Source organism: Chloracidobacterium sp. D, assembly GCF_018304685.1.
GTDB lineage: Bacteria > Acidobacteriota > Blastocatellia > Chloracidobacteriales > Chloracidobacteriaceae > Chloracidobacterium > Chloracidobacterium thermophilum.
In genome coordinates this window covers 687749-712531 of the sequence record NZ_CP072634.1, presented here as the reverse complement: position 1 = coordinate 712531, position 24783 = coordinate 687749, and the positions used below count along the sequence as shown (strand labels likewise).

The following is a 24783-nucleotide window of genomic DNA, read 5'->3' as shown; positions in this document are numbered from 1 at the left end:
ATGACGCCAACTTCTGACGCTCCGCCCCTTGATCCGAAGCAGCCGCCGGTCGCCGCCCTGGCCCCGGTTTCCCTGCCGCGACAGGTCGTGGTCTGCCTGGCAGCCTGGCTCGTGCCCGGACTGGGGCACGGCCTGCTGGGCCGCTACGGGCGCGCAGTGCTCATCGGCGGCAGCATCTACACGATGGTCGTGCTGGGACTGTGGATGCGCGGACACCTCTACTCCCCCTTCGACCCGGACGAACTGCTTGGACTGCGGGATGTCCTGTCGAAGGTTTGCCTCATCGGCCAGATGGGTATCGGTGTCCTTCAGCCAATCCTGCGGGGGCTTGGCTTTGGCGTCAGCTTTGAGTTTAAAGCCGCAACCTACGAATACGGCACGTATTTTCTTGTCGTCGCCGGACTGCTCAACTACCTGGTGATGTTCGATGTGTTTGACATTGCCAAAGGGCGCAAGGCCTGATGCGTGCTGACCAGCGCGGGACTTGAAACCATGCACTTTCTCATCATGACAACCTTCGCGGCGCTCACCTCCACTGTCCTGGCCGCCATCACCAACGAAGCCGAAACCACCCGTGAGCGATGTCTGTATGGCCTCAAAACATTCGGCGCTTTTGTCGGCGTCGGGCTGGTCATCAGTTGGCTTTTTTACTTCATTCCCTGAGCGGCGTCTGACCCTGTGGACGGAGCAACGGTCGCCGGTGACGCTGGTTCAGGCGCGAATGAAACCGATGGAGTCTGGCGGTGCACGATTGGTATCAGGACAAGCTGCGTGAAGAATGTGGGGTGTTTGGCATCTGGGGGCATCCCGAAGCGGCCCGGCTCACCTATCTGGGACTGTATTCCCTGCAACACCGTGGGCAGGAATCCGTCGGCATTGTGACCAGTGATGGCCAGCGCCTGCATGCCGTGCGCGGCATGGGTGAAGTCAACGAAATCTTCACCGAGTCCGTCCTGGACAAACTGCCCGGCCACTGCGCCATCGGCCACGTACGGTACTCAACCGCCGGAGAAGTCAGCCTCAACGAAGCCCAGCCGTTCTCCATCAAATGCCACCGGGGTGAACTGGCGATCTGTCACAACGGCAACTTCCCCTTTGCGGAAACCATGCGTGCCGAACTGGAGCGGGAAGGTGCGATTTTTTCCTCAACCAGCGATACCGAAGTCGTCCTGCACAAACTGGCCCGGTCGCGCCAGCCACACCTTCAGCAGGCCATTGCCGACGTTTTCCGGGAGCTTGAAGGCGCATACTCGATTCTTATTCTCACACCGGACAGTCTGTTTGTTGTGCGCGACCCACGTGGTTTCCGCCCGCTCTGTCTGGGTGAACTGGATGGGGCGACGGTGGTGGCCTCGGAAACCTGTGCCTTTGACCTCATCGGTGCGACTTACGTCCGCGACATTGCACCGGGTGAAATTCTGACCGTCAACCGGGAGGGCCTGCGGACCGAGTACCCGCTGCCGCCCCAGACGCCGGCCTTCTGCATTTTCGAGCACGTGTATTTTGCGCGCCCGGATAGCCGCATCTACGGGCGCAGCGTCAACAAAAGCCGCCACAAGATGGGCAAGCAACTGGCCCGGGAACAGCCCGTTGAAGCCGACATCGTCGTTCCGGTCCCGGACTCCGGTGTAGCCGCCGCGATTGGCTATGCGGCGCAGTCGGGCATCAACTTCCGGTTCGGGCTGGTGCGCAACCACTACATTGGCCGCACCTTTATCGAGCCAACGCAGTCCATCCGCAACTTTGGCGTCAAGGTCAAACTCAATCCCGTGCGCGATCTGATTGAAGGGCGGCGCGTTGTTCTGGTGGATGACTCGCTGGTACGCGGCACGACCAGCCGGAAGATCGTCGAGATGCTCCGCCAGGCCGGGGCGCGGGAAGTCCACCTGCGGATAAGCTGTCCGCCGACCATTTCCCCCTGCTACTACGGTGTGGATACGCCCTCGGCCGCCGAACTGATTGCCGCCAACCAGTCCACGGAAGCCATCCGGCAATACATCAATGCCGACAGCCTGGGCTACCTGAGCCACGAGGGGTTGCTGGCGGCCTGTGGCGCAGATGAAGGACTCCGGTTCTGCACCGCCTGCTATACCGGCAAGTATCCGCTGCCCGTCCCGCAGCGGGCGGTCGGGCGCAGCCACCGGGCGTAGTGGCTGGGCATGGTTCGGCTTTTGATCACGCCTGACCGTGGCGGCAACGCCCCGGCCGCACCATCACGGCGTCCGGCCACATCGTTTTCTGGTGGAAAAGCCCTGGTGAATTATCTAGTATCGGGTCTGCCAACGGGCAAAAGCCAACCGGAAGTGACATATCTCCTTACATCTGATGGTGCGCAGATGCTGTGCGCCAATCTGAATCTCCAGTATCCGCGTTGCTACATGACGGTGGACGTATGATTGGTACGTACCTACTCCACTACAAGCTGCTCAAAAAAATCGGTGAAGGCGGGCAGGGTGAAGTTTACCAGGCAGAAGACACCCGGTTGCGGCGCATCGTGGCCATCAAGATTCTGCCGGCTGAGCTGGTGGCGGATGAAAAAACCCGCAAGCGGTTTCTCCGCGAAGCCCAACTCGCCTCGGCGCTCGACCACCCGAACATCTGCACGGTCTATGAAATCAACGAGGACCGTGGGCTGCATTTCATCGTCATGCAGTACCTCGAAGGCAAACGCCTCAAGCAGATGGTACGGGGGCGACCGCTGGATATGGAAAGCACCCTCTCCATTGCTGTCCAACTGGCCGATGCGCTGGCCGCAGCGCATGAGCGGGGTGTCATTCACCGGGATGTCAAAGCCACCAATGTCATCGTCAATGAGCGCGGGCAGGCCAAGATTCTCGATTTTGGCCTGGCGAAAGCCACGGCCAAGAACATTGGCGACGAGTCCGTCATGGAGTTGACCCAGGCCGGTGTTCCCTTTGGCACGGCCGGTTACATGTCGCCGGAGCAGGCCCGTGGCGGCACGATTGATGCCCGTTCGGATATCTTTTCACTGGGCATCGTCATCTACGAAATGGCAGCCGGCCGCCTCCCGTTTCAGGGCAAAAGCACGGTGGATGTCATGCATGCCATCATGCATGAGCCGCTTCCGCCGCTGTCGTCCATCAATCCGGCTGTGCCTGAGCGGCTGCAAAGCATTCTCGAAAAGGCGACGGCCAAGGATGTGGCGGCCCGCTACCAGACGATGCGCGAGTTCCAGGCGGACCTCAAACAGCTCCTGCGCGCCGTCCAGATGCAGACCGGGCAACCACTGACCGACGATTCCCTGCTGCCTATGGTTACCCCGCGCCACGAGCGCAGCAACTGGCTCACCGGTGGCGTCGTGGGACGGCTCATCAGCCGGCTGCGCGGCACGCCTGACCGGACACCCATCAGTCAGACGAATACTCCACCCTCCGCCTTGCCCAGCCGCCCCACCGGCGCGCCCCAACCCGCCGAGCCACCGCCCGCCGAGAAAAAACCCGACGACATTGCCGACAAAGGGCAGGCGCTCCGGGACTCGATGCCCAGTTCGTGGCGTACATCCGACAAACGTTCGATTGCCATTCTTCCCTTCCGCAACCTGAGCGGCGACCCCCAGACGGATTTTTACAGCTTTTCCCTTGCCGACAGCGTCATCACCGAGTTGGCCGGACTCAAATCCATCGTCGTGCGTCCGTCAAGCTACATGGCGAAGTACCAGGGGCGTGACCTCGACCCGATCTACGTCGGCAACGAACTCCAGGTGGACGCCGTGATGACCAGCGCCTACGTCAAGTCGGGACAGCGCATGCGCGTCACGCCGCAGTTGATTGACGTTCACACGGGAGAAATCCTCTGGAGCGACAAAATTGACCTCGACGCCCAGGACATCATCACGCTGCAGGACACCCTGGCGCAGAAAATCTGTGAAGAACTGCGTGTCCGCATCAGCCAGACCGAGCAGGAGCGCATTGCCAAGCCGACGACCCGCAATGCCGAAGCCTTTGAGTACTACCTGCGTGGACGCAATCAGTTGCAGCGTTTCCGCCAGACGATGCTCAAGGATGACTTCAGCGCCGCGACCGAAATGTTTGAAAACGCGCTGGCCTGCGACCCCAACTTCGCCCTGGCCCACTCCGGCATGGGCCTGTGTTATGTCGAATATGTGCTGAAAGGCATTGGCGGGGCGCTGTATTTCGAGCGTGCGGCAGAACGCTTCCGGCAGGCGTTGGCGCTCGATGACTCGCTCATCGAACCACAGATCAACATGGTCTATTACTACCTGCTCAAGGGCGAGAAGGTACGCGCCCGCGAGCAGGTGCGGCGCATGCTGGCCATTGCGCCCAACGACCCGGCGGCACACAACACGGCGGCCTACCTGCACCGCTGGGATGGGCTGTACGGGCCGGCTCTGGCCGAATACGAAGCCTGTCTGCGGCTTGACCCAACGGATGTCGTACGAGTGTCGTACAACCGCGCCCGCATTGCCCTCTACCAGGGGCACTACGAAGAGGCGCTGGAACATCTCGAAGCGGCGCTGTTTATCGAACCCAACCATCCCTTTGCCACAATGGTGCTGGGACAGGTGCTCTACTACCAGGGGCGGCATGAGGAATCGGCGCGCACGTTCCGGGAGTTGTTCGAGCGCAATCCCGACCTCCATGGCTTCCGTCCCATCTACGGGCTGGGCTTTGTCATCGAGGGGCAACCCGACCGGGCGCGGGCGCTCATCAACGATGCCGTCCGTGAAATTGCCAATGCCGATGGCGATGCCGCCTACTGGCTGGCGACACTCTACGCGGCGCTGGGTGATGACGAAGATGCGCTGTACTGGCTGCGCCGGGCCATCGCCCTGGGCAACGAAAACTACCCGTGGTTCATTTCCAATCCCGACTGGGCACGGCTGCGCGAAAACCCTGCGTTTCGGGCGATTATGGAACCCGTCCGGCAGAGTTGGGAGCAACTGATGCAGCCGTTCATCAGTCCGCCGCCGTCGCCGCCACCATCGGCTGGCAACAATGTGGTGGCCTAGGCGCATCCGGCGCCAGTCCTTTCCGCTTTCCTTGAAACACTTGCGGGTTCTTTATCTGCTCGACTCCCTCAACCGTGGCGGTGTCGAAACGCTGGTGCTGTCCACCTGCCGGCGGGCTGCGGACGTTGGGATCAGCGCCTGCCTGGCCGGATTTGGCGACGGCACGGCGGCCGCCGACTTTCACGCACTGCCGCACGCCTTTTTCCGCAAACGGCGTGCACCGTTCGACCCGTTTCTGGCTGGCTGGTTGCGCGAACTCATCCGGGTCGAGGGCATCACCCTGATTCATGCCAACCAGGCCGTCGAGGCCCTCCATGCGTGGTGGGCGCGGCGCGGCCTGCCGGTCAAGCTCGTCCTGACGCTGCACAACCTCGAATATGACACCAGGAACCTCCAGGCGCTGAACTTCCTGCTGCCCCGTCTCGATGCCGTATCAGTTGTGTCGCATGCGGCCCAGCGGTGGCATCTGGCACAGGGACGGCTGCGCCTGACGCAGGCCCGACACGTCGCCGTAGTGCCCAATGGCGTCCCTGACCCGGGCGCAGGCCGGAGACAGCCCACGGTTTTCCAACCTGACGGCCCCACTCTGGGCCCCACTCTGGGGATGATTGCCAACTTCACGCCGGTCAAAGACCACGCCACGCTGTGCCGGGCGCTGCCGGAGGTGTTCGCCCGTCATCCGACGGCCCGGTGTCTTCTGGTGGGCGCGGCGCAGGATGCGCGCCGCGAGGCGGCGGCACGGGCATTGTGCGCGCGCGCCGGCATCCTTGACCGGGTGGACTTTTGCGGCAGTCGTCCGGCCGCCGAGGCCCTGCCTCAACTCGATGTGTTCATTCTGTCATCGTGCAGCGATACCTTCGGGCTGGCGCTGGTTGAAGCCATGCTCGCCGGGCTGCCGTGTGTCGCCTCGGACATTCCGGCGCTGCGGGAAGTTACCGCCGATGGCACGGCCGCCGCCCTTTTTCGTGCCGGGGATGCTGCCGATTGTGCGCGGGTGCTGAACCACGTACTGGATGATGCCGACTACCGCCGGACACTGGCCGCACGTGGACAAGCCCATGCCTGTCGGCACTATAGTTTTGAAGCGTATCTTGCCCGGTTGCGCGATTTTTACGACGCAGTGCTGGCTGCGTGAGGTGTGCGGTGGCCGCTGCTCCGGTCTTCGTGGCTGTTCCTTCCTATCGCCACGCCCGTTTCGTGGCCCAAACCCTGCGCTCAATTTTCCGGCAGACCCACCCCCCGACAAAACTGCTGGTCATTGACGACGGCTCACCGGATGACTCACCCCACGTCATTGCCCGAACGCTGGACGATTGCCCGTTCCCGTGTGAACTCATCATCCACGAAACCAACCGGGGGCTGTGCGCCACCCTCAACGAAGCCCTTGCCTGCTGCGATGCGCCGTATTTTGCCTACCTTGGCTCGGATGATCTCTGGCTGCCCGATTTTCTCGCCACGCGCGTGACGATGCTGGAAGCGCGCCCGACGGCCGTTCTGGCCTACGGCCATGCCCTGATTGTCAACGCCGATAACGACATCGTGGATGACACCCGCTGGTGGGCGCGCTATACGGATGGCGACGCCCGCGCCATGCTTCTGCGTGGCGGCGCTCCGGTCAGTGCCACGGTGCTGTACCGGACCAGCGCCCTGACCCGGTTTGGCTGGAACGAACGGGCCCGCCTGGAAGATTATGAACTCTACCTCCGGCTGTGCCGGGTCGGAGCCTTTGCCCTGGATAAGGACATCCGTGCCGCCTGGCGTCACCACGGTTACAACACGAGCCGGAACGTGGAGTTTATGCTGGCTGAAACCCGTGCCGCTCAGGCCCGCACGGCCGACTGGCTGGAGCTGTCCGAAACTGAACGCCGCCGTGCTACAGCCGAACTCACCTGGACGTACGCCGAAGCTTTTGCCCGGGCCGGCGCGCGCTGGCGGGCCGCGGCGCTGGCGTGGGCGAGTTGGTCAGGCGCTCCCGACTGGCAGGCGCGTGGGAAAATGCTGGCGCGCCTGCTGCTCCCGACGCCGGTTGAACGGTGGCGTCAGGCCCGGCGGGCGCGCGCCATTGCGCGGCGCTACGGCAAACTGACACTGGATGGAAATCTCTGACGGACGTACTGCACAGACAAGGAGACCAAAGCCATGTCGCATATCGGGTCTGGTCGGCGGTGGTGGGTAGCCGCCGTTCTGCTCCTGGCAGGGATGGTGATGGGTGAACGTTGGGCATCCCCTTGCCCGGTGACAGCTCAGGATGGCCGCCGGACGTTTACCGATCTCCAGGACCGCGAAGCCCGCCGCCGGGCCGTTGAAGAACTCGGACGCTCCGGCGATGAGCGTCAGGTGACGCCGCTGGTGGAAGCCCTGCGCGGGGACCGTGACTTTCTCGTGCGCAGCGCGGCAGCGGAAGCTCTCGGCAATCTCAAAAGCGAACTGGGACTGCCAGCGCTGACAGCAGCGCTTGATGACATCAGCCCGGATGTGCGGGCGGCAGCCGCCTTAGCTCTGGCCCGGCTGGGGCGTCCCGCGGCCATTCCACGGCTGCGCCAGCGGCTGCAGGACGCCGAACCCCTTGTACGCAGTGCCGCCGCACAGGCGCTGGGCAAACTGGGCGATGCTCAATCCCTGCCGGAGTTGGTCAACTGTCTGTCCGACGCAGAGCCGGAAGTGCGGACGAGTGCCACCGAAGCGCTGGGGGCGCTGGGCCGCCGTGAGGCCGTCGAACCGCTGCTGCGTATGCTTGGCGATAGCAACCTGTATGTCCGCAGCCGCGCCGCCATGGCACTCGGCATGCTGGGTGATCCGCGCGCTATTCCGGCCGTCAGCGAACTGCTGCTGGACAAGGAGCGCACCGTCCGCGCCAGCGCTGCCGAGGCGCTGGGGCGCCTCCGCGACCGGCAGGCTGTTCCGCCCCTGCTCGAAGCCCTGCGCGACCGGGAAGCGGCCGTGCGCCAGAACGCAGCGTTTGCCCTGGGAAAAATTGGCGATGAGACGGCGGCCGATGCTCTCGTGGACGCCCTGCGGGATGAAGACGCACGGGTGCGCGCCCGGGCCGTGGATGCCCTTGGTGCACTGGCTGTCCCGCGTACGCTTGACGCCATCGTGGACAGCCTGCGGGACGGCGATGCCCTTGTGCGCACGCTGGCGGTGCAGGCACTCGGCAACTTCAAGGACGACCGCGCCACCGAGGCTCTGGTGCAAACGCTGGCGGCAGACGATGCCCTTCTGCGCCGCCGCGCCGTTGAATCGCTGGCCAAAATCGGTGACGCCCGTACGCTCCCGGCCATCCAGACAGCACTGGGGGATGCCAACCCGGCCGTCCGGGCCAGCGCCGTTGTGGCTCTGCCCCGCATTGGCGGCAGTCAGGCGCTGCCAGCGCTGCTGACGGCGTTTCAGTCCGATGACGCTGCCCTGCGAAGCACTGCCGCCTTTGCCCTCGCCCGGCTTGGCTCGGAAGAAGCCTTTGTAGGTGTCGTCGAAGCCGTCGGAAGGATGGCCTTTGACGACGTACTGAACCGGCGCATAGCCATTGTCGGATTTTTCAACGCCCTGCCGGAAAGCCCACTCCGGCTTCAAGGACTGGTTGCGTCGCCCGACGCCCTGCGGCGGCGCGGGGCCCTGCTGGGGCTGATGGTTGTGACCGTTCCACCGGCCGCTACCGGTACGTTCCTGGAAGCTCTGGCTGACAGTGACCCGGAAGTACGGCGTGCGGCGCTGGCAGCGCTGGCGCGTACCGATCCGGCGCGTTTTGCTGAGGCAACTGCCCAACGGCTGGCCGCCGAACCCGACCCGGCCGTGCGCGTGGAGTGGCTTTCGCGGCTCACGGAGCCACGGGGAACACCTCCGGCGTTGGCCGAGACCCTGCGCGGACTGGCCCGGGAGGACGTTGCCCCGGAAGTCCGGCAGGCGGCCGTTGCGGCGCTCGACCGGCTGCGGCTGCCACGGGTGATTCTGCCCGGTCCGTCCCGAACGCTTCCGGCAATTGCCGACGTTGCGCCACTGCCGGGGCCCGAACTGCCCCCGTCTCTGACCGTCCCGCTGCCACCGGCCCCTCTGCCGCCGGCATCAGCAACACCAGCGCCGACGGTAGCCGCCAATGAAGCACCTTCCACGGCACCAGCCCTCCTGCCGACGACAACGGCTTCAGCTCCACCTTCCCGCCCAACGTTGGCCCAACCAACGCCAGTGCTCCCCAGCCCGACGGCTTCCGCCACGGTCAGGGAAAGTACCGCGCCCGGCCCGGCTCCGGGACTGGTTCCGCCTTCCGGCCCACCGGAAACGGCGACACTGCCGGCAACACCAGCCGCATCGCCAACCGCTGCGGTGCGTCCAGCTTCTCCGACCGGCCCCACGCCTCGCCCGGCCCCACGCGCAACGGCCGCGGGCAAGGTATCGTCAACGGCCGTTGCGGCCCGGCGGTTGCCTCTGCGCCGGCTGCCGGAAGCGCGAACGGCTCCCGTCTGGGTGTCGCCGGGACGCACCCTTCCGGCTGGAAGCCTCAGCGCGGATGACCGTGTGACCCGCAATGAAGCCCAGGTGATGGACTATCTGGAACGTCTCGTCGCGGCGCAACTGGCCTTTCGGATGGCTTCCGGCGGGCGTTTTGCCTCCCTGGCCGAGCTTCAGCAGCAGGAACGTGAACTGGAAGCCCCTTTCGTTGACCAGGATTACGTTTTTGCCCTGTATGTGACCGAAGCAACCGCGTTCGGGCCGGCCGATTTCTTTGTTCTGGCAACGCCGCGTCTTGCGGGGCTGACGGGACGGCGGGCCTTTTACGTTGACGCCTCCGGCATCATCCGCAGCAGCGACGCCGGACAGCCATGGCTTCCGGCCGCCCGGCAGTGGGCACCCGTCCGCAGCCGGTCAGCGGGGTAGGCGCGCCGGAGCCGGTGCTGGGGCGACTTCGGGCGTGATCCGTTGTGTCCCCAACCACCAGCCGGCGACAAAGGACAGCGCCATGAGCACGAGCACCACGAGCGTGTGCAGTATCCACTCACGCCGGGAACGGGCGCGGCGGGCCTCGACGAGTTCGCGCAGAGGGTGGTGCTCGCCGGTTGTCCGGTCGGCTGGAAAACTTGGGGCAAGGCTCATTTCCCTGGTGCGCACAAGGCGCTCCTGAAGCGATGGAGGGGAAGCAAGCCCTTGGTCTGAAGCTGGCGGCGGCGGATCGACGCACACCACCAGCGCCGTAAAGTTGTCTTCGGCTCCACGCTCGTAGCAATACCGGTGAATTTCGTCACACAGCCCGTCGGGATTGTCCACGAAGACAGTCATGAGCCGCTCCAGTTCATCGTTGGTGATGTGGCGGGTTACACCGTCCGTACAGAGCAGGAAACGTGACCCGACAGCTAGCGGGAAGGTCTGGGTCTCGACCTCGACTTCGGGCAGAACGCCCAGCGCCCGACTCACTTCGTTGGCCTTGGGAAGCTGCTCGGCCTCGGCCGGTGAAAGTTCACCCCGGCGGACGGCATCGTGGAGCGGCGTGTGGTCTATGGTCACCTGGGTCAGCTTGCCGTCGGCAAAGTAATACAGCCGACTGTCGCCGGCATGCGCCACACATGCGGTTTCGCCATCGAGGTGCAGCGCCACCAGCGTCGTCGCCATTCCGGCCAGGTCGAGGTCATGGCGTGCCATCTCGAAGATGTCCCGGTTGGCGTAGTGAATGGCGCGTTCCAGGCGCACGAGGGGCGGACGCTCATCGGGCGCAATGAAGGTGTCACGGACGGTCTCGATGGCGGTCTGGCTCGCAATTTCGCCGCCGGTATTCCCGCCGACGCCATCGCACACGACAAAAAGCCGGGCGCTGACTTCGGCCAGGGCCCGGTCCTGATTGGATGTGCGTTGCAGTCCCCGGTCACAGATGCAGGCGAAGCGAATTGTCGAGGTCGCGGCCGAGGCCGTCGTTTCATGGGCCATAGCGCCGCTTACGCCTTCCGCCGGATGATGTGAAACCCGTAGTAGCTTTCGACCTTGTCAATGTTGCCCGGACTCAACCCCTGGGCGCACTTCTTGAAGTTCTCATCGAAAACGCCCTTCGGCGTGATTTCGTAGAAGCCGGGAAAGGCGTTGTATTTGCTGTCGTTCATCTTGTAGGGGTCATCGCTGTACTGGATGACCAGCTTGTTGAAGTCGGCACAGTTGCGGGCTTCCTCGAAAACCTTTTCCCAGAGCTTGCGGGCTTCCTCCTTTGAGCGGGTCACTTTGATCTGTGGGTTTTTCGCCGCACCACTCCCTTTGTAGGCAATGAGAATATGCTGCACTTCGAGAGTTTCTGGGACAGTCTCTGGCTTGACGGGGATAAGGTCTTTGGGATCACAGGGCTTTGGAGCCGGCTTGGCGGGTTTGGCTGCTTTGTCTTCGGTTTTCGGCGGCTCAGACGCATTGCCGCCACAGGCCACACCAAGGGCAACCCCGAACATCAGGCAGCCCAGTCGGAACAAACGCATAGTCACCTCCCTAAGCGGAACGACGAGCCGGACAGGACAGCAGTGCCATCTCACGCCACAGGCTACGGGGCCAGCCGGGGAAGCCGAACCCGGACCCTGTAGCTGGCCACAAGCGTGGGGCGGGCTGAAACACCCACCTGGTTTCCCAACGAGTACGCCCTCAGCCGCTGCCCTGACTCGAAACATCCTTGCGTTGCACGATTGTGACGAGAGACCCGATGCGACGCAATGGGCACCAACCGGCCGACGTTCGGAAATGCGGGCCCCGCACCAACCCGACCGGGCCGGCTTGCGGGCAGTCTGCCCCAGGCGTGCAAACCGGCTGTTGCAGTGGTATTTCACGCAGTGAAGCCGCTTTTTCCCGGATTTGTCGCGGAACCGCGCCGTTTGACAGCCCTTGGTCAACGCCATTAGCATCGGCTGCTGTCAAGGAAGGAACCAGGACTATGCAGATTTACGATGTGACCGTTCCGGTTCACCCACGGATGCCAGTCTATCCTGGCGACCCACCCGTGGTGCTTGAACCCCGGGCGCAACTTTCCAAGGGTGATCCGGCCAATGTCTGCTACTGCGGGATGGGCACGCACACAGGAACCCATGTGGATGCCCCCTTTCACTTCATCGAAACCGGACGCAAGCTGCATGAAATTCCGCTCAACATCATGGTCGGGCGGGCGCGGGTGGTGGAAGTCACCGCGCGGAAAATAGACGTTGACACCCTCTCGCGCCTGGATTTGGGCGAACACATCCGGGTGCTGTTCAAAACCCGCAACTCCCAGCTCTGGCAGCAGGAAACTTTCAACCCCGACTACGTGTTCATCACGCCGGAGGCCGCCGCCAAGCTGGTGGCCGATGGCATCAAGCTGGTCGGCATTGACTACCTTTCCGTCGAGGAATACGGCAGCACTACCTTTGCCACCCACATCGAGCTGCTTTCCAACGGGGTGGTCATTCTGGAAGGACTGGACTTACGCGCTGTGGATGCCGGGGATTATGAGCTTATCTGTCTTCCCTTGAAGCTCATGGACAGCGACGGCGCACCGGCGCGTGTCATCCTGCGGGGCTGATTATGACCGCCCATGACCTGCTTCAGCAGTTTTTCACCCATCGCATCGTAGCGAGCCTGCGGGCGGCGACGGCCGAAATGGCGGTGCAGTCAGCCCGCGCCGTCATTGCCGGCGGCATCCGTATCATCGAGGTTCCCTACAACACCCCCGGCGCGATGCGGGTCATTGGCGACATCCGGCATCAGTTCGCCGATGAAGTCATAATAGGTATCGGGGATGTCCCAACCGTCGAGGTTGCCGACCGCGCCATCAAGGCGAATGTCCAGTTTGCGACCCTGCCCTACGACAACCCGCCGGTGATGGATTTTTGCCGGAAACATCACGTGCTGGTCATTCCCGGCGGTGCCACTCCGCGCGAAGTGGCCCGGTTGGCTGAGCGGGGGCTGCAACTCGTGCGCGTGTTTCCCGTGGCTTCCTTCGGCGGGGCCGTCTATGTGGGGCAACTGCGTCGCGCCGTTCCCAACCTGCACCTGCTGGCAGCCGGAGGCATTGACCTGACCGGTGTGGCGGAATACCTCCAGGCTGGAGCGTCGGTGGTCACGGTCGGGAGTGGCCTGTTTTCACCTTCCACCGGCAACCAACCCGACCTCGAAACCCTCACCCAGCGCGCCCGGCAGCTTGCAGCGCTGCCCACATCTTCCCGCCCCTGAGCCTGTCTTCGCACCCGGCCTTGCGACGTGCCACGCCACACAGTATCAAGGCAATGTGTCATTCATCACATCCATCCCGGTGTTGCCCTTTTTGAGGAGCTTCCTTTATGAACTTTTCACCGTGCCACGTTTTTCCGTGGACGCATCGCTTCCGGCAAGCCTGCACTCACTGGAGTTCTCTGCTTGCCGGCGGGCTTCTTCTGACACTCATCCTTTCAAACTGGAATCTGGCGGAAGCCCAACGCACCCGGCGGCAGCCGGCACGGAAAGCGCCGGCAACAACAACGCCTCCCGCCGGCCCGACTGCCACAACTGAAACCACGACGCCACGCCCGCTGGCGGAGTATTTTCCCGCCGACGTGCTGCTTTACGCCGAGTTTGAGCGCCTGCCAAATGCCATAGACGAAGTCCTCGCCGTGGAGAGCCTCAAGCAATTTCTGGCGGCGTCCGACTCCCCCTTGCCCATTGACCTGACACGCTATGACGAAGCCCTGACCGCCGTCGGCTTTCCTGACAAAGCCACCCTCGCGGCCACCCGTGTCGGCGTCGGACTCATGCTGGCACCGAACCAGAAAAAGACCCTTGGCGGCCTGTTTCCCATACCTGAAGTCGAATTCGTCGTGGTGCTCATTGCGCCCGACAATGCTGCCGCCGCGCGCTTTGTGCAGCTTGGGGAGCAGTGGTTGCCAACGTTTGTGACGAATACCAGACGGGTCAAGCCCCTTCCGGGACGTGCCGGACGCTTCCGCACGACCACCTTTCCCGCCACCAAAGCCACCGAGTCGCTGGTTATGGCGCACAGCGGACAGGTCATTGCCGTCGGTTTCCGCCCGGCGATGACGCGCTGGCTGACCCAGATGGCCCAGCCCACCTTCAGCCCACTCGGTAAAGCCAGAGGCTTCGAGGACGTTCAGAAACAACTGACGGACAACCGGAACGGGATGGTCTATATCAACACGTCCACCATTGGCACGTATGTCCGCGACCTGTTTGCTGAACTGTTGAAGCCCTCTCCGTCGGGCAACCGGGCTTCCCGTGAGCAGGCCCGTGCCGAAGCGGAATTTGTGGCTAAAATCAACCAGCTCGTCACAAAGTCCGGCATCGGTGCGGTGGATGGCACCGGCTTTGCCTACAGTGTGAAAGATGGACGGGTCACGCAGCGCATCGTCGTTGGACTCGACCGCGCCAGCGAGGGTCTTTTTCCGGCCTTTGCCGATGGCCCTCGCGTGAGCGGACGCGCGGCTGATTTCCTGCCGGATGACACCCAGATTTTTGCCACCCTGAGCGTCAACCCGACGCGCGTCTATGACACCCTGCGCCAGATGGCCGGGACGTTCAACGCCCGGTACGAAACTGACATTCAGGTGGCGGAACGCAAGTTTGGTGTCAACTTCCGCCAGGAAATCGCTGCCGCCCTGACTGGCGAAATCACCTTGGCTGTAGGCGGTCTGCAAGTCAGAGAGGTTGTCAATACCGGCACTGCCCTACCGTTCACAGACAACTTCCGGGTGGCCACCTTTGCTGTCAGCAATAATCCCCAGGCGCTGCGGGATGCGTTTGCCAAAATTTTCTCGGCGGCAGCGCGCAAGGCTGCCGACCGAAAGGCCTGGCAGGCCATTGCCAAGCCGCCAGAAGGAACGACGTGGCGACCCGTTTTCGACCCCCGTGTGAAGACTTACGAAGGCGAAACCATCTGGCTGTTCGAGGGCAGCAATGAGGATGAAGAAAACGCCTTTGCCGTGTCGGTGGTTGCCAACGTGCTCGTCGCCGGCCGTACCAGTGACGTGAAATGGGTGATTGACACCTACCGGCGCGGGCAAACCCTGGGCCGCCGCGAAGATTTCAATGTCGGCTTCGGGGCGCGTCCGGCTGACGCCATGGGCAGTGCGTATGTTTCCCAAGGGCTGTTGGCCCAGGCCCTGACCGAACTGCGCAACGAAACCCCCAAACGCTACCAGGTATTTCTTGAAGGACTGACGCCATTTCCCGTCTTTACCCACATCGGACGTGAAGGGCGGATGATAACCAATGTGGTGAACGTGTCCCTGCCCTATCTCGTCGGCATTGCCGGTGCTGGCTGGGGAGCCAGTTCGGCCGCCGATGAGCGCCGGGCCAACGAACAGGGCGTGCGTGAGGTGCTGCGGGCCATCTACGAAGCCCAGATGGAATATGCGCGTGGTGCTGGCCAGGGCAACTACTCCGACAGCCTTCCGACGCTGGCCAAACGCGCCGACGGCAGCCGTCCTTTCAGCGAAGAGGTCGAACTGATGACCCGCCTGCCCTACCGTGGGTATGTGCTGGGCCCGATTGTGCTGCGCCCGGCCGGAGACGGCAAGCCAGCCGGTTTCTCGCTGACAGCCTTTCCAGCCGTCCGAACGGGACCAGACCGCACCGGCGACCAGACGTTTTACCTTGATGAAACGGGCGTGCTACGCTGCCTGCCAGCATCTGCCGGGGATGCCAATGCCGAAAGTCCGGGCTGCGATTCGTTTGCCCCTGCTGAATCTGCCCCAGATACTTCCAAGCTATGATGTCTCTGGTTACTGAACGCCGCTTCAGGCAGCGGCTGGAAGAACTTTCCATCGTGTGGCACGTGAATAACCACCAGCCAGCGCTTGCCTGGGCCGCTGCCGCCGTGACGTGGGTGGCGGCCCCGGAGCGGGACATCATGACCATTCCGAAGCAACTCGATGCCCTGGCCGATGCCCTGTGGAAGTGGGCAGACGAAACCGGACAGCCCGAACCGCTTACCATCGAAGCCGTGGCCGAAGGCTTCGTGGCGCTTGGTTTTCGTGGCAATACGGAAAACTACGATGACCGGCGCAACAGCTTTCTTGAAGACGTGCTGACCCGCCGGGTGGGGATTCCCATTACCCTTTCCGTCGTTTTCATCGAACTGGCTGCCCGGTTTGGTCTGCGGTGCGAAGGCATCAACTTTCCGGGGCACTTTCTCGTGCGCTACAGCGGGCCCGATGGCGTCGGGTATCTCGATCCCTTCCACCAGTGCCAGTGGCTGGACAGCGACGGCTTGCAGCAGTTGCTTCAGCAGATGTGCGGGCCGCAGGAACAACTGTGCGCCGAACACCTGCAAGTGGCCCAACCGGCCGATATTTTCCTGCGGATGCTCAACAACATCTACCGCATCAGCCTTGAAGCCAAAGACTGGACAACGGCCTTACGTGCGCGCCGCATGCAGTTTATCGTCTGCCCGGAGGACCCCTACATCCGGCGCGACATCGGGCTGCTGTGCTTCCAGCTCGAACGCTGGAGCGAGGCTGTGATTTGGCTTGAAGAACAAAAACAAAACACTATGTCCGAGGCCCAGCACCGCATCCTCGAAGCCCATATCAATGAAGCCAAGCGGGAATTAGCCCGGTGGAACTAGGGCTTACTTTGGGCGCGCCAGCCGCGTTCCGCGCACAAGGCCGCGCCCGGCAGCCTCAATGGTGAGGCCCTGCCAGGTTTCAGCCTCCGGCAGGGGCAGTTGGCGAATGCCAGCGGCAGCCGTGTCCACCTCGGAAGCGGCACTTCCCAGATAGACTGCCGTTGCATAGGCCCGGGTTCTTCCCCGGACGGTATCCGTCGTCTCCGCTGTACGGGTTGCCACTTCCTGCACCGTACGCCGCCAGGCATCGGCCGACGGCGGCTGTTTGGCAAGATCGCGCAGGGCGCGTGCCATGCGCTCCGTCACTCCGGGCGCATCCTCCGGCTCACCTTCCCCGATGACCAGCAGTTCACCAAGCTGCAACGCCGGGCTGAACTGCACCCAGAACACTTCCCGGTCCGAACCGTTGGCCTTCAGGTGGTCGTTCAGCCAGGCCGCCAACACGTTCCACCGGTGGTCGGCCTCCCGTCCGCCCGGTGTCGCCAGTGCGCAGGCCACGATGTCGCGCGTTCCGGTGGTGACTTCCTGGACGATGGGAGACGCCGCCGGTTGCGCGACGCGCGCCTTGAGGGACGTGTCGGTTTCGCGGCGCGTAAAGCCCTCGGTGATATCGCGCGTCACCAGCGCCGAGCCTTGTGTGCCGCCGACGATGACCAGAATCGGCAACTGGCGCTGTATAGTTGTGGCATACCACCGCTGCACGGCGCTCTCATCAAAGCTGCGTACCGTGCCGTTGACGCCCAGTGCCGGGAAACCATAGGGGTGCGACGGCAGCAGACTCTTTCTGGCCAGCCAGACGGCCAACTCCAGAGGACGGGCCGCTTTCTGCTCGGCCAGCAGCCGTTCCCGCTCGGTCTTGACGCCAGCCGCCTCAAAAGCCGGCCGCTCGACGATGGACACCAGCCGGCGCAGGGCGGCTTCGGCATGACGCGCCAGCACACACAGCTCAAAGCCAAAGAAATCGCGCTCGTTGACAACGTGCAAGCGGCCGCCAAGGCGCTCCAGTTCATCCAGGATGCCGTCCGGCATCTGTTTTGCCGTGTAGCGCCGCATGACGCGCAGCATGAGTTCAGTTATCCCGGCAGTCCGCTCATCTTCAATGAAGCGCCCACCCTGAAAATACAGCCCGATGGACACCAGCGGATTGGCTGGATCAGGACGCACGAGCACGCGCGGGCCGCGCAGGGTCGCATATTCACGTACCGGTTCGGCGGGCAGGATGACAGGCAACCCGCTTTCCTTCGCCTTTGGCGGAGCCTTGCTGGGCACGACCACTGTTTCCAAGGCATCGGTTGTCTCACCGGCCAGGATGTCCGCCGCCAGCGTTCCCGGCACGAGCAGCCCGACGGTCTCGAAAAACTTTTCCGGCGTAAACGTACGCAGCGGTGCGGTGACGGCTTCGTACTCGTGGACGACCAGCCGGGAGGCGACAAGATGCCTGGCGGCGACGGCACGCACCTGCTCGGCGTCAAGTTCACCGATGCGGTCGAGGTCATCCAGCCAGGCCACCAACCCGGAAGTGGATTCAACCCGGGCGAGCTGCTGCGCCCAGTCGCCAAGGCGGTCGCCGTCCAAGGCGCGTTCGAGTTCAAGCTGCGCCCGCGCCCGCTGAAGCTCGCCGTCTGAGAGGCGTTCCCGGCGCAAACGCTCGATGGCTTCAAGCGTCAGCGCCTCGGCCCGGTCAAGACGCTCCGGCTGCACGTTGAGACCTACGCAGAAGGTTGCGCCCTGCGGCGTGGCTTCGAGGTGCGTCTGGATTTCAGAAGCAATCTGGCGGTTTGCAATCAAGGCATCCTGAAGCCGGGACCGCACGCCAAGCGCCAGAGCCGCGCGGATAATGTCCAACGCTGCGCGCTCCTCATCCCGCAGAGCCGGCAGGACGTAGCCCAGGTGAACCCAGGTGAGGTTTTGCGGGCCGCGGTCGGCGCGGTACTGCCGGCCGGTCAGCGTCCGGGGTGTGGCGGCGGCTGCGTCCGGCTTCCAGCCGGCATTGACCTCGGCGACGACGCGCAACATCTCAGCCAGATTGAGGTTGCCGGTCACAGCCAGCACCGTCCGGCGGGGCGACATGTGCGCCGTATGAAATGCGCGGGCCGTTTCCAGGCTGATGGCTTTGAAGTGGGCTTCCGTGTCGGGGACACCCGATTGGCGTCCGGCAGCCAGCACCAGCCAGGCCGACCGGGACAGATGGCCGCTATGCAGGCGACTTTCCAGATGATGGCGCGCGGCCTGTACCTGCCCTTTCTGAAGCTGCCCTTCGGAAAACTCCAGACGTGCCAGAGCGCGCAGCAGCACGCCGGCCGCAGTTGCCAGATGCTTTGCTGGCGCGGTGATGGTCAGGGTGGCCCCGTGTGCCTCGACGACGGTTTCAACCGTAGCGCCAATGGCGGCCAGTTCGGCTGCATCGGCTTCTGCCAGCAGCCCATGCGCGACAACCCACGCCACACCGGATGCAGTCTCCGGTTCGTCAGCGTCACCAAAACCAAGCCGCGCCGCAACGGCCACCAGTTCCGTGCTGTACCGTTCACCACAGACCAGACGCAACCCGTTGCTGAAACGAATCAGCGTCAGCACACCGCGCTGGGTCTGCTCCACGAGTCCGCGAATGGGGGACGGCTTGGCTGGCGCAGGGGCCGGCGATGTCACCGGCGGAGACGTTCGGCGGCGGGTTTGACCGGCCACCGGCTCACCCATTGCCCAACCGACGAGGAGCAACAACAGCCAGACACAACGTACGTACGACATAGGCAACCTTCCAAACCCGTCCGGCGTGTCCCCGGACTGGTGTCGGGTCTGTGACCGTAGTCCGTTCCGCGTCCGGGCGGCAAGTTGCTGCCGGCCTGATACATCGGAGCAGAGATAATGGCATCTGACGGCACAGTGAAAAAAGCCGTTGCCTAGCCGAACCGTCCGGCGAGGTAATCCTCGGTTTGTTTTTGGGATGGTGCGTTGAAAAGCACTTCGGTGGGTCCGAACTCGACCAGTTCACCCAGATACATAAAGGCGGTGAACTCGGCCACCCGCGCCGCCTGCTGCAGGTTGTGGGTGACGATAAGCGTGGTGACGTGCACCTTGAGGTTGCGCAGCAGTTCCTCGATGCTGGCCGTGGCCAGCGGGTCCAGGGCGGAAGTCGGTTCATCGAACAGCAACAGTTCCGGCTCAACGGCCAGGGCGCGGGCGATACACAGGCGTTGCTGCTGCCCGCCGGAAAGCGCGTAGGCGGAGTCCTTCAACCGATCCTTGACTTCATCCCACAGGGCGGCATCCCGCAGGGCCCGTTCAACCCGTGCTTCCAGTTCGGCGGTCTGGCGGATGCCGCGCAGGCGCAGCCCGTAGGCGACATTTTCAAAGACCGACTTCGGAAAGGGATTCGGCTTCTGGAAGACCATGCCGATGCGCGACCGCACCAGAATGGGATCGGTTTCCGGGGCGAGCAGGTTGATGTCGTCAGGATAGAGGCGGATTTCGCCCTGATAGCGATGTCCCGGATAGAGATCGTGCATCCGGTTGAAGCAGCGCAGCAGGGTACTTTTGCCACACCCTGAAGGCCCGATGATGGCCGTTGCGCGCCGGGCGTGCACCGGCAGGTTGACTTCCCGCAGGGCGGCCTTGTCTCCGTAGAAGAAGCTCAGGTTGCGGGTTTCGGCCTTGAGAACGTGGGATGGTTCATGGCTGTTGGCCGGCTGTCTCTGGACGCTGTTGTTCATAGGTCGGAAAACCTCCCACGCTACCAGAGTTGCCGCTGGCGCAGCCGATAGCGCAGCCAGACCGCCGTGGCATTCATCACCGCTGTCAGAAAGGTCAGCACCAGCGCCGCCGCCGCCGCATTGGGGCGAAAAGCCGGATTGGGGCGGGAAGTCCAGTCAAAGGTCACAATCGGCAGCGCCGTAAACGGCGCCCACAGCCAGTCAAACGACAGAAACGGCGCTTCAGGCGAGAAGGGCGCGGGTGGCAGAAAGGCAATGAAGGTCACGGCCCCAATCGTCACCAGCGGGGCGGTTTCGCCGATGGCCCGCGCCAGGCCAATGATGATGCCGGTCAGAATGCCGGGAAGCGCCGCCGGCAGGACGTGCTGCCACACCGTCTGCCAGCGGGTTGCGCCGACGGCGTAGGACGCTTCCCGGATGGACTGGGGCACCGTGCGGATGGCCTCGCGCGTGGCCACGACAACAATGGGCAGGATGAGCAGCCCCAAGGTCAGGCCAGCCGTCAGGATGCTCGCGCCCAGACCCAGCAGGCGGACGAAAAGCCCCAGCGCCAGCAAGCCATAGACAATCGAAGGCACACCGGCCAGATTGACAATGTTGACTTCAATCAGCGTGGTGAGGCGGCCCGGGCGGGCGTACTCTTCGAGATAGACCCCGGCCGCCACGCCAAGCGGAAGGGCCACGGCTGCCGTCACCGCCATGACCACCAGCGTCCCGACCCAGGCGGCCAGAATCCCGGCCTGTGCCGCCCGGCGGGAAGCAAAGGTCAGAAAGAAATCCGGCTGCAAACGCTCCCACCCCGTCTGGAGCACACCGGCAAACAGGGACAGAAACACCACCGCCAGCAGGCCCAGCAACGCCCAGGCCGCCAGCACAAAGCCCCGTTCGAGCTGCCTGGCCCACCGGATGCGCGCCGCGGCGCGGTCCCCCAGGCGGCCAATCGTTGCCGGGTTCGTCATAGGACACACCCCTGAACACGCTGCCGGCGGCGGACCCAGTCCGCCGCCAGGTTGAACACCAGCGTCAGGATGAACAACACCAGCGCCGCTGCAAAAATTGTCCGGTATCCCAGGCTGCCGTAGGGCACATCGCCCTTGGAGACCTGGACGATATAGGTTGTGACCGTTGCCGCCGGTTCGAGTGGGTTGAACGTCAGGCGCGGCTGCTGTCCGGCCGCAATCGCCACGATCATCGTTTCGCCGATGGCGCGGGAGACACCCAGAACGTACGACGCCGCCACGCCCGAAAACGCCGCCGGCAGCACCACCTGCCAGGCGGCTTGCAGGCGTGTCGCCCCCAGAGCGTAAGCGCCTTCGCGCAGGCTCATCGGGACGGCCCGCAGGGCGTCTTCGCTGAGCGAGGCCACATAGGGCACGATCATCACGCCCATGACCAGCCCGGCCGAGAGCAGATTGAAGCCAGGCAGCGCCGGCCACAGCTTTTGCAGCAGCGGAGTGACGGTGTAGAGCGCAAAGTACCCGAACACCACCGTCGGCACGCCAGCCAGCAGTTCAAGGATGGGCTTGACGCTTTCCCGGAAGCGTCCCGTGGCAAATTCCGACAGATACAGGGCCAGCCACGTGCCACAGGGAATGGCAACAGCCAGCGCCACGGCGGAACTGGTGATGGTGCCCGACAGCAGAACGCCAATGCCAAAGCGCGGCTCGGCAAAGAGCGGCGTCCATTGCGTGTCGGTGAGAAAGCTGCGCCAGGAAACCACCCTGAAAAACGGCAGCGACTCGCCAATCAGCACAGCGGCGATGCCCAGTGTCGTCAGCACGGCCACGAGGGCCGCGCCAGCCAGCAGCCACTCGATGCCGCTTTCCCACCAGTGTCGCCAGCTTCCCTGTCGCTTTTGCATATCGGTTTCAGCACTGCTGCCGCCTACAACGCGGCCGGCCAGGTCAGCAAATCCTGAATGGAAACCGCCACCGCCGGGCGATTGGTGAAGACGCTGCCGACGCGCCCGTTGGCCAGATGCTGACGGACGGCAGCGTAGGCTTCCGGCGGCAGCGGCACACAGTGCACCTCGTCCGCCAGCGCCGCACCGTGTTCGAGCCAGAAGTGAACAAAGTCGGCAACTTCCGGGCGCTCCATGGCGCGCGCGTTGACGTAGATGAACAGCGGCCGCGCCAGCGGCGCATACGCCCCGGAGAGGATTGTCTCGACGGTCGGCGTCACGGGCGGTTGACCGGCAGCCCGCGCTATCGGGACGGGACGCAGCCGGTCGCGGTTTTCGTAGTAGATGTCAAAGCCAAAGTACCCCAGCGCGTTGGGATCGCCGGCAATGCCCTGCACGAGCACGTTGTCGTCTTCCGACGCCATGTAGTCGCCGCGACTGGCCCGCGCCTTGCCGTTGACGACTTCGGTGAAGTAATCGAACGTCCCGGAGTCGGTTCCGGCGCCGTACAGGTTGAGCGGGCGGTCGCCCCACGCCGGGTTGACCTGCGACCAGCGGCGGATGCGTCCCTGGGCTTCAGGGGTCCAGATGCGCCGTAACTCATCGAGCGTCATGGCCGACACTTGGACGTTGCCGGGATGCGTGACGACAACGATGGCATCCATGGCGATAGGCAGTTCGTAATAGGCCAGCCCGGCCTGGCGACATGCTTCACGTTCAGACGCGGCGATGGGGCGCGAAGCCGTGGCCAGGTCAGTTTCTCCACGGCAAAACTTTTTCATGCCGCCGCCTGTGCCGGAGACGCCGATGGTCACGCGCACGCCCGGGTAGTTCCGCTGGAACTCCTCGGCGACGGCTTCGGCCAGTGGATAGACGGTGCTGGAGCCGTCCACGCGGATGACCGGGAAACCGCGCCCTGCCGGAGCGCAATAGGGGGCCGTCACCGTCATCAGCGCCAGCCCGACGACCAACAGGGACTGAAACCACATAGGCGCACCTCGGCCGGGAAGATGCGCCAAGCAAGCATGATGGGTGTTACGGCGTTTTTTCAGGGATGTAACAGGCGCAGACCAACCAGGGGCTTACGCGGGCGGACGAAGCACCCGCGAGCGTGGCCGCAGCACTGCCGGAAGCTGGCTTTTCAGGGCCTGCCGCACGACATGGCCGCCCGGATTCAGATGCTTGCGCATGTGGTTGATCATCAGGTAGCCGTCGTGGAACTTGAACGGCGTTTCGCCGGTGGTGTAGTGGCCGCAGTACATCCAGGCCGAAGTGTACGGCGCGCGGTGGCGCTCAAACTCGCTCAGGGCATGGCGGGTCAGGTGTGGCAGGAACGTCAGGTCGTAGCGCGCCGCGATGAGCAGGGTCTTTTTGCTCCGGTTTTCCGGGCGGCCCAGCCGCTCGATGTAGGGAAAAGGGCTGATCGGCAGCCAGTACTCGCGCAAGTCGTGGCGGGTGACGTGCTGTTCCAGCCCGGCCCGGACGTGGCTGGTGGAAATGCCGGTCCAGACCACATCGGCAAAGTAGCTCGACACGTGGTTGAACGCCGCAACCTGCAAACGCGGGTCAAAGGCATAGGCCAGAAACGCCACACAGGAACCGATACTCGTCCCGATGATGCCGAAGCGGTGGTAGCCCTGCCCTTCGAGCCAGTCGAGCACGAGCCGCACTTCGTGAACGGCCTGCCGGACGGCCTGGAGGGTACGCCCCAGGTTGGGACTGACCATGTAATCAGCGCGTACCTGATGCACGGGCCGCCGGCTACCGTGGTAGGGCAGACTCAACCGGACGGACGCAATGCCAAAGGCATTCAGCCCCTGGCAGACCGAAACATGGCTGGCATAGTCGGCATTCCACTGGGGAAGCACCAGCACAACCGGCGGGCGGGTTGTTGCGCCCGGCCGTTCCCGAACCGGAAAGTAACGCGCCCACGCCAGGTTGTTGGGTTCGTCCGGGGTCTGGATTGAGCTGGGAAAGGTCAGCCACCCGTCATGGAGATGCCACTGTGCAAGGGGCGGCGGCGTGAAAAAACGTTCTGCGGCAGCGAGGGTCTGCCGGACGTACTCGCGCAGAAAGTCCGGCGGATGGGGAAAATCGGCCACCGGCAGGGGCGCCGGCAGGTGCTCGCTGTGGCTGGTGAGGTGGTCGAGTCCCCAGGCAAAAGGTGAAGCACGCCGGTGGCGGTCCACCTTTGACAGCCGGAGTTCCCAGGACTGAATGAGGCGCTTCAGCATGGCAGCCGGCTGCTCCTAACCGGCTGCCGAAGCTTCACCGGCGGCCCCGCCCGTTACGGCGGCATCGCTGAAAATGACGAAGGTATCCTCGTCAATCGGTCCCAGACCGACGTGCCGCTGGCCCTCAAATTCCCGAATCCACGCGACGACCATCATTTCCTTGCGCTCGGCATTGACGCTCGGCAGCGCCAGGGTGAGTTTCTCGCCAACCGTGACTTCCAGCGGAGTGATGACACAGGCGCCACGCCGACTGATCGAAACACACCGGGCAGTGGTATCCCGTTTGAGACCATTCTTGTCACGCCCTTCGACGACGGCGGGCAGGTGGCACGACAACCGGTTTTCACGCCGCATGCTTTCAAACTTTGACTCGTCGGTTTCCATCATATCGCGTCTGAACTTCCCCTTTG

The 24783-nt window shown here is 63.7% G+C and carries 20 protein-coding genes; 11 read left to right on the top strand and 9 right to left on the bottom strand.

Annotated elements, in window-relative coordinates; translation table 11 throughout:
- From J8C01_RS03045 to J8C01_RS03015, 7 genes are all read left to right on the top strand, one after another.
- On the top strand, nt 1-462 hold the full coding sequence (locus tag J8C01_RS03045) for a DUF6677 family protein (protein ID WP_014099114.1): 462 nt from the start codon (nt 1-3) through the stop codon (nt 460-462).
- Between the two features lie 30 nt (nt 463-492).
- Nucleotides 493-663, top strand: a complete 171-nt coding sequence (locus J8C01_RS03040; RefSeq protein WP_187288404.1) for a hypothetical protein — start codon at nt 493-495, stop codon at nt 661-663.
- A gap of 80 nt (nt 664-743) precedes the next feature.
- Nucleotides 744-2150 (top strand): amidophosphoribosyltransferase, encoded by a 1407-nt coding sequence (gene purF / locus J8C01_RS03035; protein ID WP_211432330.1) that lies wholly within the window; start codon nt 744-746, stop codon nt 2148-2150.
- A 242-nt stretch (nt 2151-2392) separates the two neighbouring features.
- Nucleotides 2393-4990 (top strand): serine/threonine-protein kinase, encoded by a 2598-nt coding sequence (locus tag J8C01_RS03030; protein WP_211432329.1) that lies wholly within the window; start codon nt 2393-2395, stop codon nt 4988-4990.
- Nucleotides 4991-5030: 40 nt separating this feature from the next.
- Complete coding sequence (locus J8C01_RS03025) at nt 5031-6125, top strand: glycosyltransferase family 4 protein (protein WP_211432328.1); 1095 nt, start codon at nt 5031-5033, stop codon at nt 6123-6125.
- Between the two features lie 8 nt (nt 6126-6133).
- Nucleotides 6134-7096: a glycosyltransferase family 2 protein gene (locus tag J8C01_RS03020; RefSeq protein ID WP_014099109.1), complete on the top strand. Its 963-nt coding sequence runs from the start codon at nt 6134-6136 to the stop codon at nt 7094-7096.
- A gap of 33 nt (nt 7097-7129) precedes the next feature.
- The gene (locus J8C01_RS03015; protein WP_211432327.1) at nt 7130-9859 is read left to right on the top strand and encodes a HEAT repeat domain-containing protein; all 2730 of its coding nucleotides are present in this window, start codon (nt 7130-7132) and stop codon (nt 9857-9859) included.
- Here the strand turns inward: J8C01_RS03015 and J8C01_RS03010 are convergent.
- Together J8C01_RS03010 and J8C01_RS03005 are read right to left on the bottom strand one after the other, a co-directional pair.
- Nucleotides 9848-10900, bottom strand: coding sequence for a PP2C family protein-serine/threonine phosphatase (locus J8C01_RS03010; protein ID WP_014099107.1), 1053 nt, complete (start codon nt 10898-10900; stop codon nt 9848-9850). The genes J8C01_RS03015 and J8C01_RS03010 overlap by 12 nt on opposite strands.
- A gap of 8 nt (nt 10901-10908) precedes the next feature.
- Nucleotides 10909-11430 (bottom strand): peptidylprolyl isomerase, encoded by a 522-nt coding sequence (locus J8C01_RS03005; RefSeq protein ID WP_041569049.1) that lies wholly within the window; start codon nt 11428-11430, stop codon nt 10909-10911.
- Nucleotides 11431-11876: 446 nt separating this feature from the next.
- On the opposite strand from J8C01_RS03005, the gene J8C01_RS03000 reads away from it, so the two are divergent.
- The 4 genes from J8C01_RS03000 (at nt 11877) to J8C01_RS02985 (ending at nt 16532) form a co-directional block, all read left to right on the top strand.
- Nucleotides 11877-12497, top strand: coding sequence for a cyclase family protein (locus J8C01_RS03000; protein ID WP_014099105.1), 621 nt, complete (start codon nt 11877-11879; stop codon nt 12495-12497).
- Between the two features lie 2 nt (nt 12498-12499).
- Entirely contained in the window at nt 12500-13147 is a 648-nt protein-coding gene (locus J8C01_RS02995; protein WP_211432326.1) for a bifunctional 4-hydroxy-2-oxoglutarate aldolase/2-dehydro-3-deoxy-phosphogluconate aldolase, read from the top strand.
- Between the two features lie 107 nt (nt 13148-13254).
- Nucleotides 13255-15678, top strand: a complete 2424-nt coding sequence (locus J8C01_RS02990; protein ID WP_211432325.1) for a hypothetical protein — start codon at nt 13255-13257, stop codon at nt 15676-15678.
- Nucleotides 15675-16532, top strand: coding sequence for a SirB1 family protein (locus J8C01_RS02985; protein WP_211432324.1), 858 nt, complete (start codon nt 15675-15677; stop codon nt 16530-16532). Before J8C01_RS02990 ends, J8C01_RS02985 begins: the two co-directional genes overlap by 4 nt.
- Nucleotides 16533-16535: 3 nt before the next feature.
- On the opposite strand, the gene J8C01_RS02980 is transcribed toward J8C01_RS02985, so the two are convergent.
- The 7 genes from J8C01_RS02980 to J8C01_RS02950 all read right to left on the bottom strand — a co-directional run bounded on the left by J8C01_RS02980 (nt 16536) and on the right by J8C01_RS02950 (nt 24760).
- The gene (locus J8C01_RS02980; protein WP_211432323.1) at nt 16536-19277 is read right to left on the bottom strand and encodes a M16 family metallopeptidase; all 2742 of its coding nucleotides are present in this window, start codon (nt 19275-19277) and stop codon (nt 16536-16538) included.
- Nucleotides 19278-19429: 152 nt separating this feature from the next.
- Complete coding sequence (pstB, locus tag J8C01_RS02975) at nt 19430-20239, bottom strand: phosphate ABC transporter ATP-binding protein PstB (protein WP_211432322.1); 810 nt, start codon at nt 20237-20239, stop codon at nt 19430-19432.
- Nucleotides 20240-20259: 20 nt separating this feature from the next.
- Complete coding sequence (pstA, locus tag J8C01_RS02970) at nt 20260-21198, bottom strand: phosphate ABC transporter permease PstA (RefSeq protein ID WP_211432321.1); 939 nt, start codon at nt 21196-21198, stop codon at nt 20260-20262.
- Nucleotides 21195-22100 carry a phosphate ABC transporter permease subunit PstC gene (gene pstC / locus J8C01_RS02965; RefSeq protein WP_211432320.1) on the bottom strand — a complete coding sequence of 302 codons (906 nt, stop codon included), beginning with the start codon at nt 22098-22100 and terminating at the stop codon, nt 21195-21197. The genes pstA and pstC overlap by 4 nt, the downstream gene beginning before the upstream one ends.
- A gap of 23 nt (nt 22101-22123) precedes the next feature.
- The gene (locus J8C01_RS02960; protein ID WP_211432319.1) at nt 22124-23128 is read right to left on the bottom strand and encodes a PstS family phosphate ABC transporter substrate-binding protein; all 1005 of its coding nucleotides are present in this window, start codon (nt 23126-23128) and stop codon (nt 22124-22126) included.
- A 93-nt stretch (nt 23129-23221) separates the two neighbouring features.
- Nucleotides 23222-24373, bottom strand: coding sequence for an RcgR family putative quorum lactone hydrolase (locus tag J8C01_RS02955; RefSeq protein WP_211432318.1), 1152 nt, complete (start codon nt 24371-24373; stop codon nt 23222-23224).
- Between the two features lie 15 nt (nt 24374-24388).
- Entirely contained in the window at nt 24389-24760 is a 372-nt protein-coding gene (locus J8C01_RS02950; RefSeq protein WP_014099095.1) for a PilZ domain-containing protein, read from the bottom strand.
- Nucleotides 24761-24783: the final 23 nt, after the last annotated feature.

What these genes read in the sequence shown, in the direction of transcription:
- J8C01_RS03045 (WP_014099114.1), top strand. Translation starts at nt 1, where the DNA reads ATGACGCCAACTTCTGACGCTCCGCCCCTTGATCCGAAGCAGCCGCCG.
- J8C01_RS02955 (WP_211432318.1), bottom strand. Translation starts at nt 24,373, where the DNA reads ATGCTGAAGCGCCTCATTCAGTCCTGGGAACTCCGGCTGTCAAAGGTG.
- J8C01_RS03040 (WP_187288404.1), top strand. Translation starts at nt 493, where the DNA reads ATGCACTTTCTCATCATGACAACCTTCGCGGCGCTCACCTCCACTGTC.
- J8C01_RS02960 (WP_211432319.1), bottom strand. Translation starts at nt 23,128, where the DNA reads ATGTGGTTTCAGTCCCTGTTGGTCGTCGGGCTGGCGCTGATGACGGTG.
- J8C01_RS03015 (WP_211432327.1), top strand. Translation starts at nt 7,130, where the DNA reads ATGTCGCATATCGGGTCTGGTCGGCGGTGGTGGGTAGCCGCCGTTCTG.
- J8C01_RS03000 (WP_014099105.1), top strand. Translation starts at nt 11,877, where the DNA reads ATGCAGATTTACGATGTGACCGTTCCGGTTCACCCACGGATGCCAGTC.
- J8C01_RS02990 (WP_211432325.1), top strand. Translation starts at nt 13,255, where the DNA reads ATGAACTTTTCACCGTGCCACGTTTTTCCGTGGACGCATCGCTTCCGG.
- J8C01_RS02950 (WP_014099095.1), bottom strand. Translation starts at nt 24,760, where the DNA reads ATGATGGAAACCGACGAGTCAAAGTTTGAAAGCATGCGGCGTGAAAAC.
- J8C01_RS03005 (WP_041569049.1), bottom strand. Translation starts at nt 11,430, where the DNA reads ATGCGTTTGTTCCGACTGGGCTGCCTGATGTTCGGGGTTGCCCTTGGT.
- J8C01_RS02995 (WP_211432326.1), top strand. Translation starts at nt 12,500, where the DNA reads ATGACCGCCCATGACCTGCTTCAGCAGTTTTTCACCCATCGCATCGTA.
- J8C01_RS03010 (WP_014099107.1), bottom strand. Translation starts at nt 10,900, where the DNA reads ATGGCCCATGAAACGACGGCCTCGGCCGCGACCTCGACAATTCGCTTC.
- pstA (WP_211432321.1), bottom strand. Translation starts at nt 21,198, where the DNA reads ATGACGAACCCGGCAACGATTGGCCGCCTGGGGGACCGCGCCGCGGCG.
- J8C01_RS02985 (WP_211432324.1), top strand. Translation starts at nt 15,675, where the DNA reads ATGATGTCTCTGGTTACTGAACGCCGCTTCAGGCAGCGGCTGGAAGAA.
- pstC (WP_211432320.1), bottom strand. Translation starts at nt 22,100, where the DNA reads ATGCAAAAGCGACAGGGAAGCTGGCGACACTGGTGGGAAAGCGGCATC.
- pstB (WP_211432322.1), bottom strand. Translation starts at nt 20,239, where the DNA reads ATGAACAACAGCGTCCAGAGACAGCCGGCCAACAGCCATGAACCATCC.
- J8C01_RS03030 (WP_211432329.1), top strand. Translation starts at nt 2,393, where the DNA reads ATGATTGGTACGTACCTACTCCACTACAAGCTGCTCAAAAAAATCGGT.
- J8C01_RS02980 (WP_211432323.1), bottom strand. Translation starts at nt 19,277, where the DNA reads ATGTCGTACGTACGTTGTGTCTGGCTGTTGTTGCTCCTCGTCGGTTGG.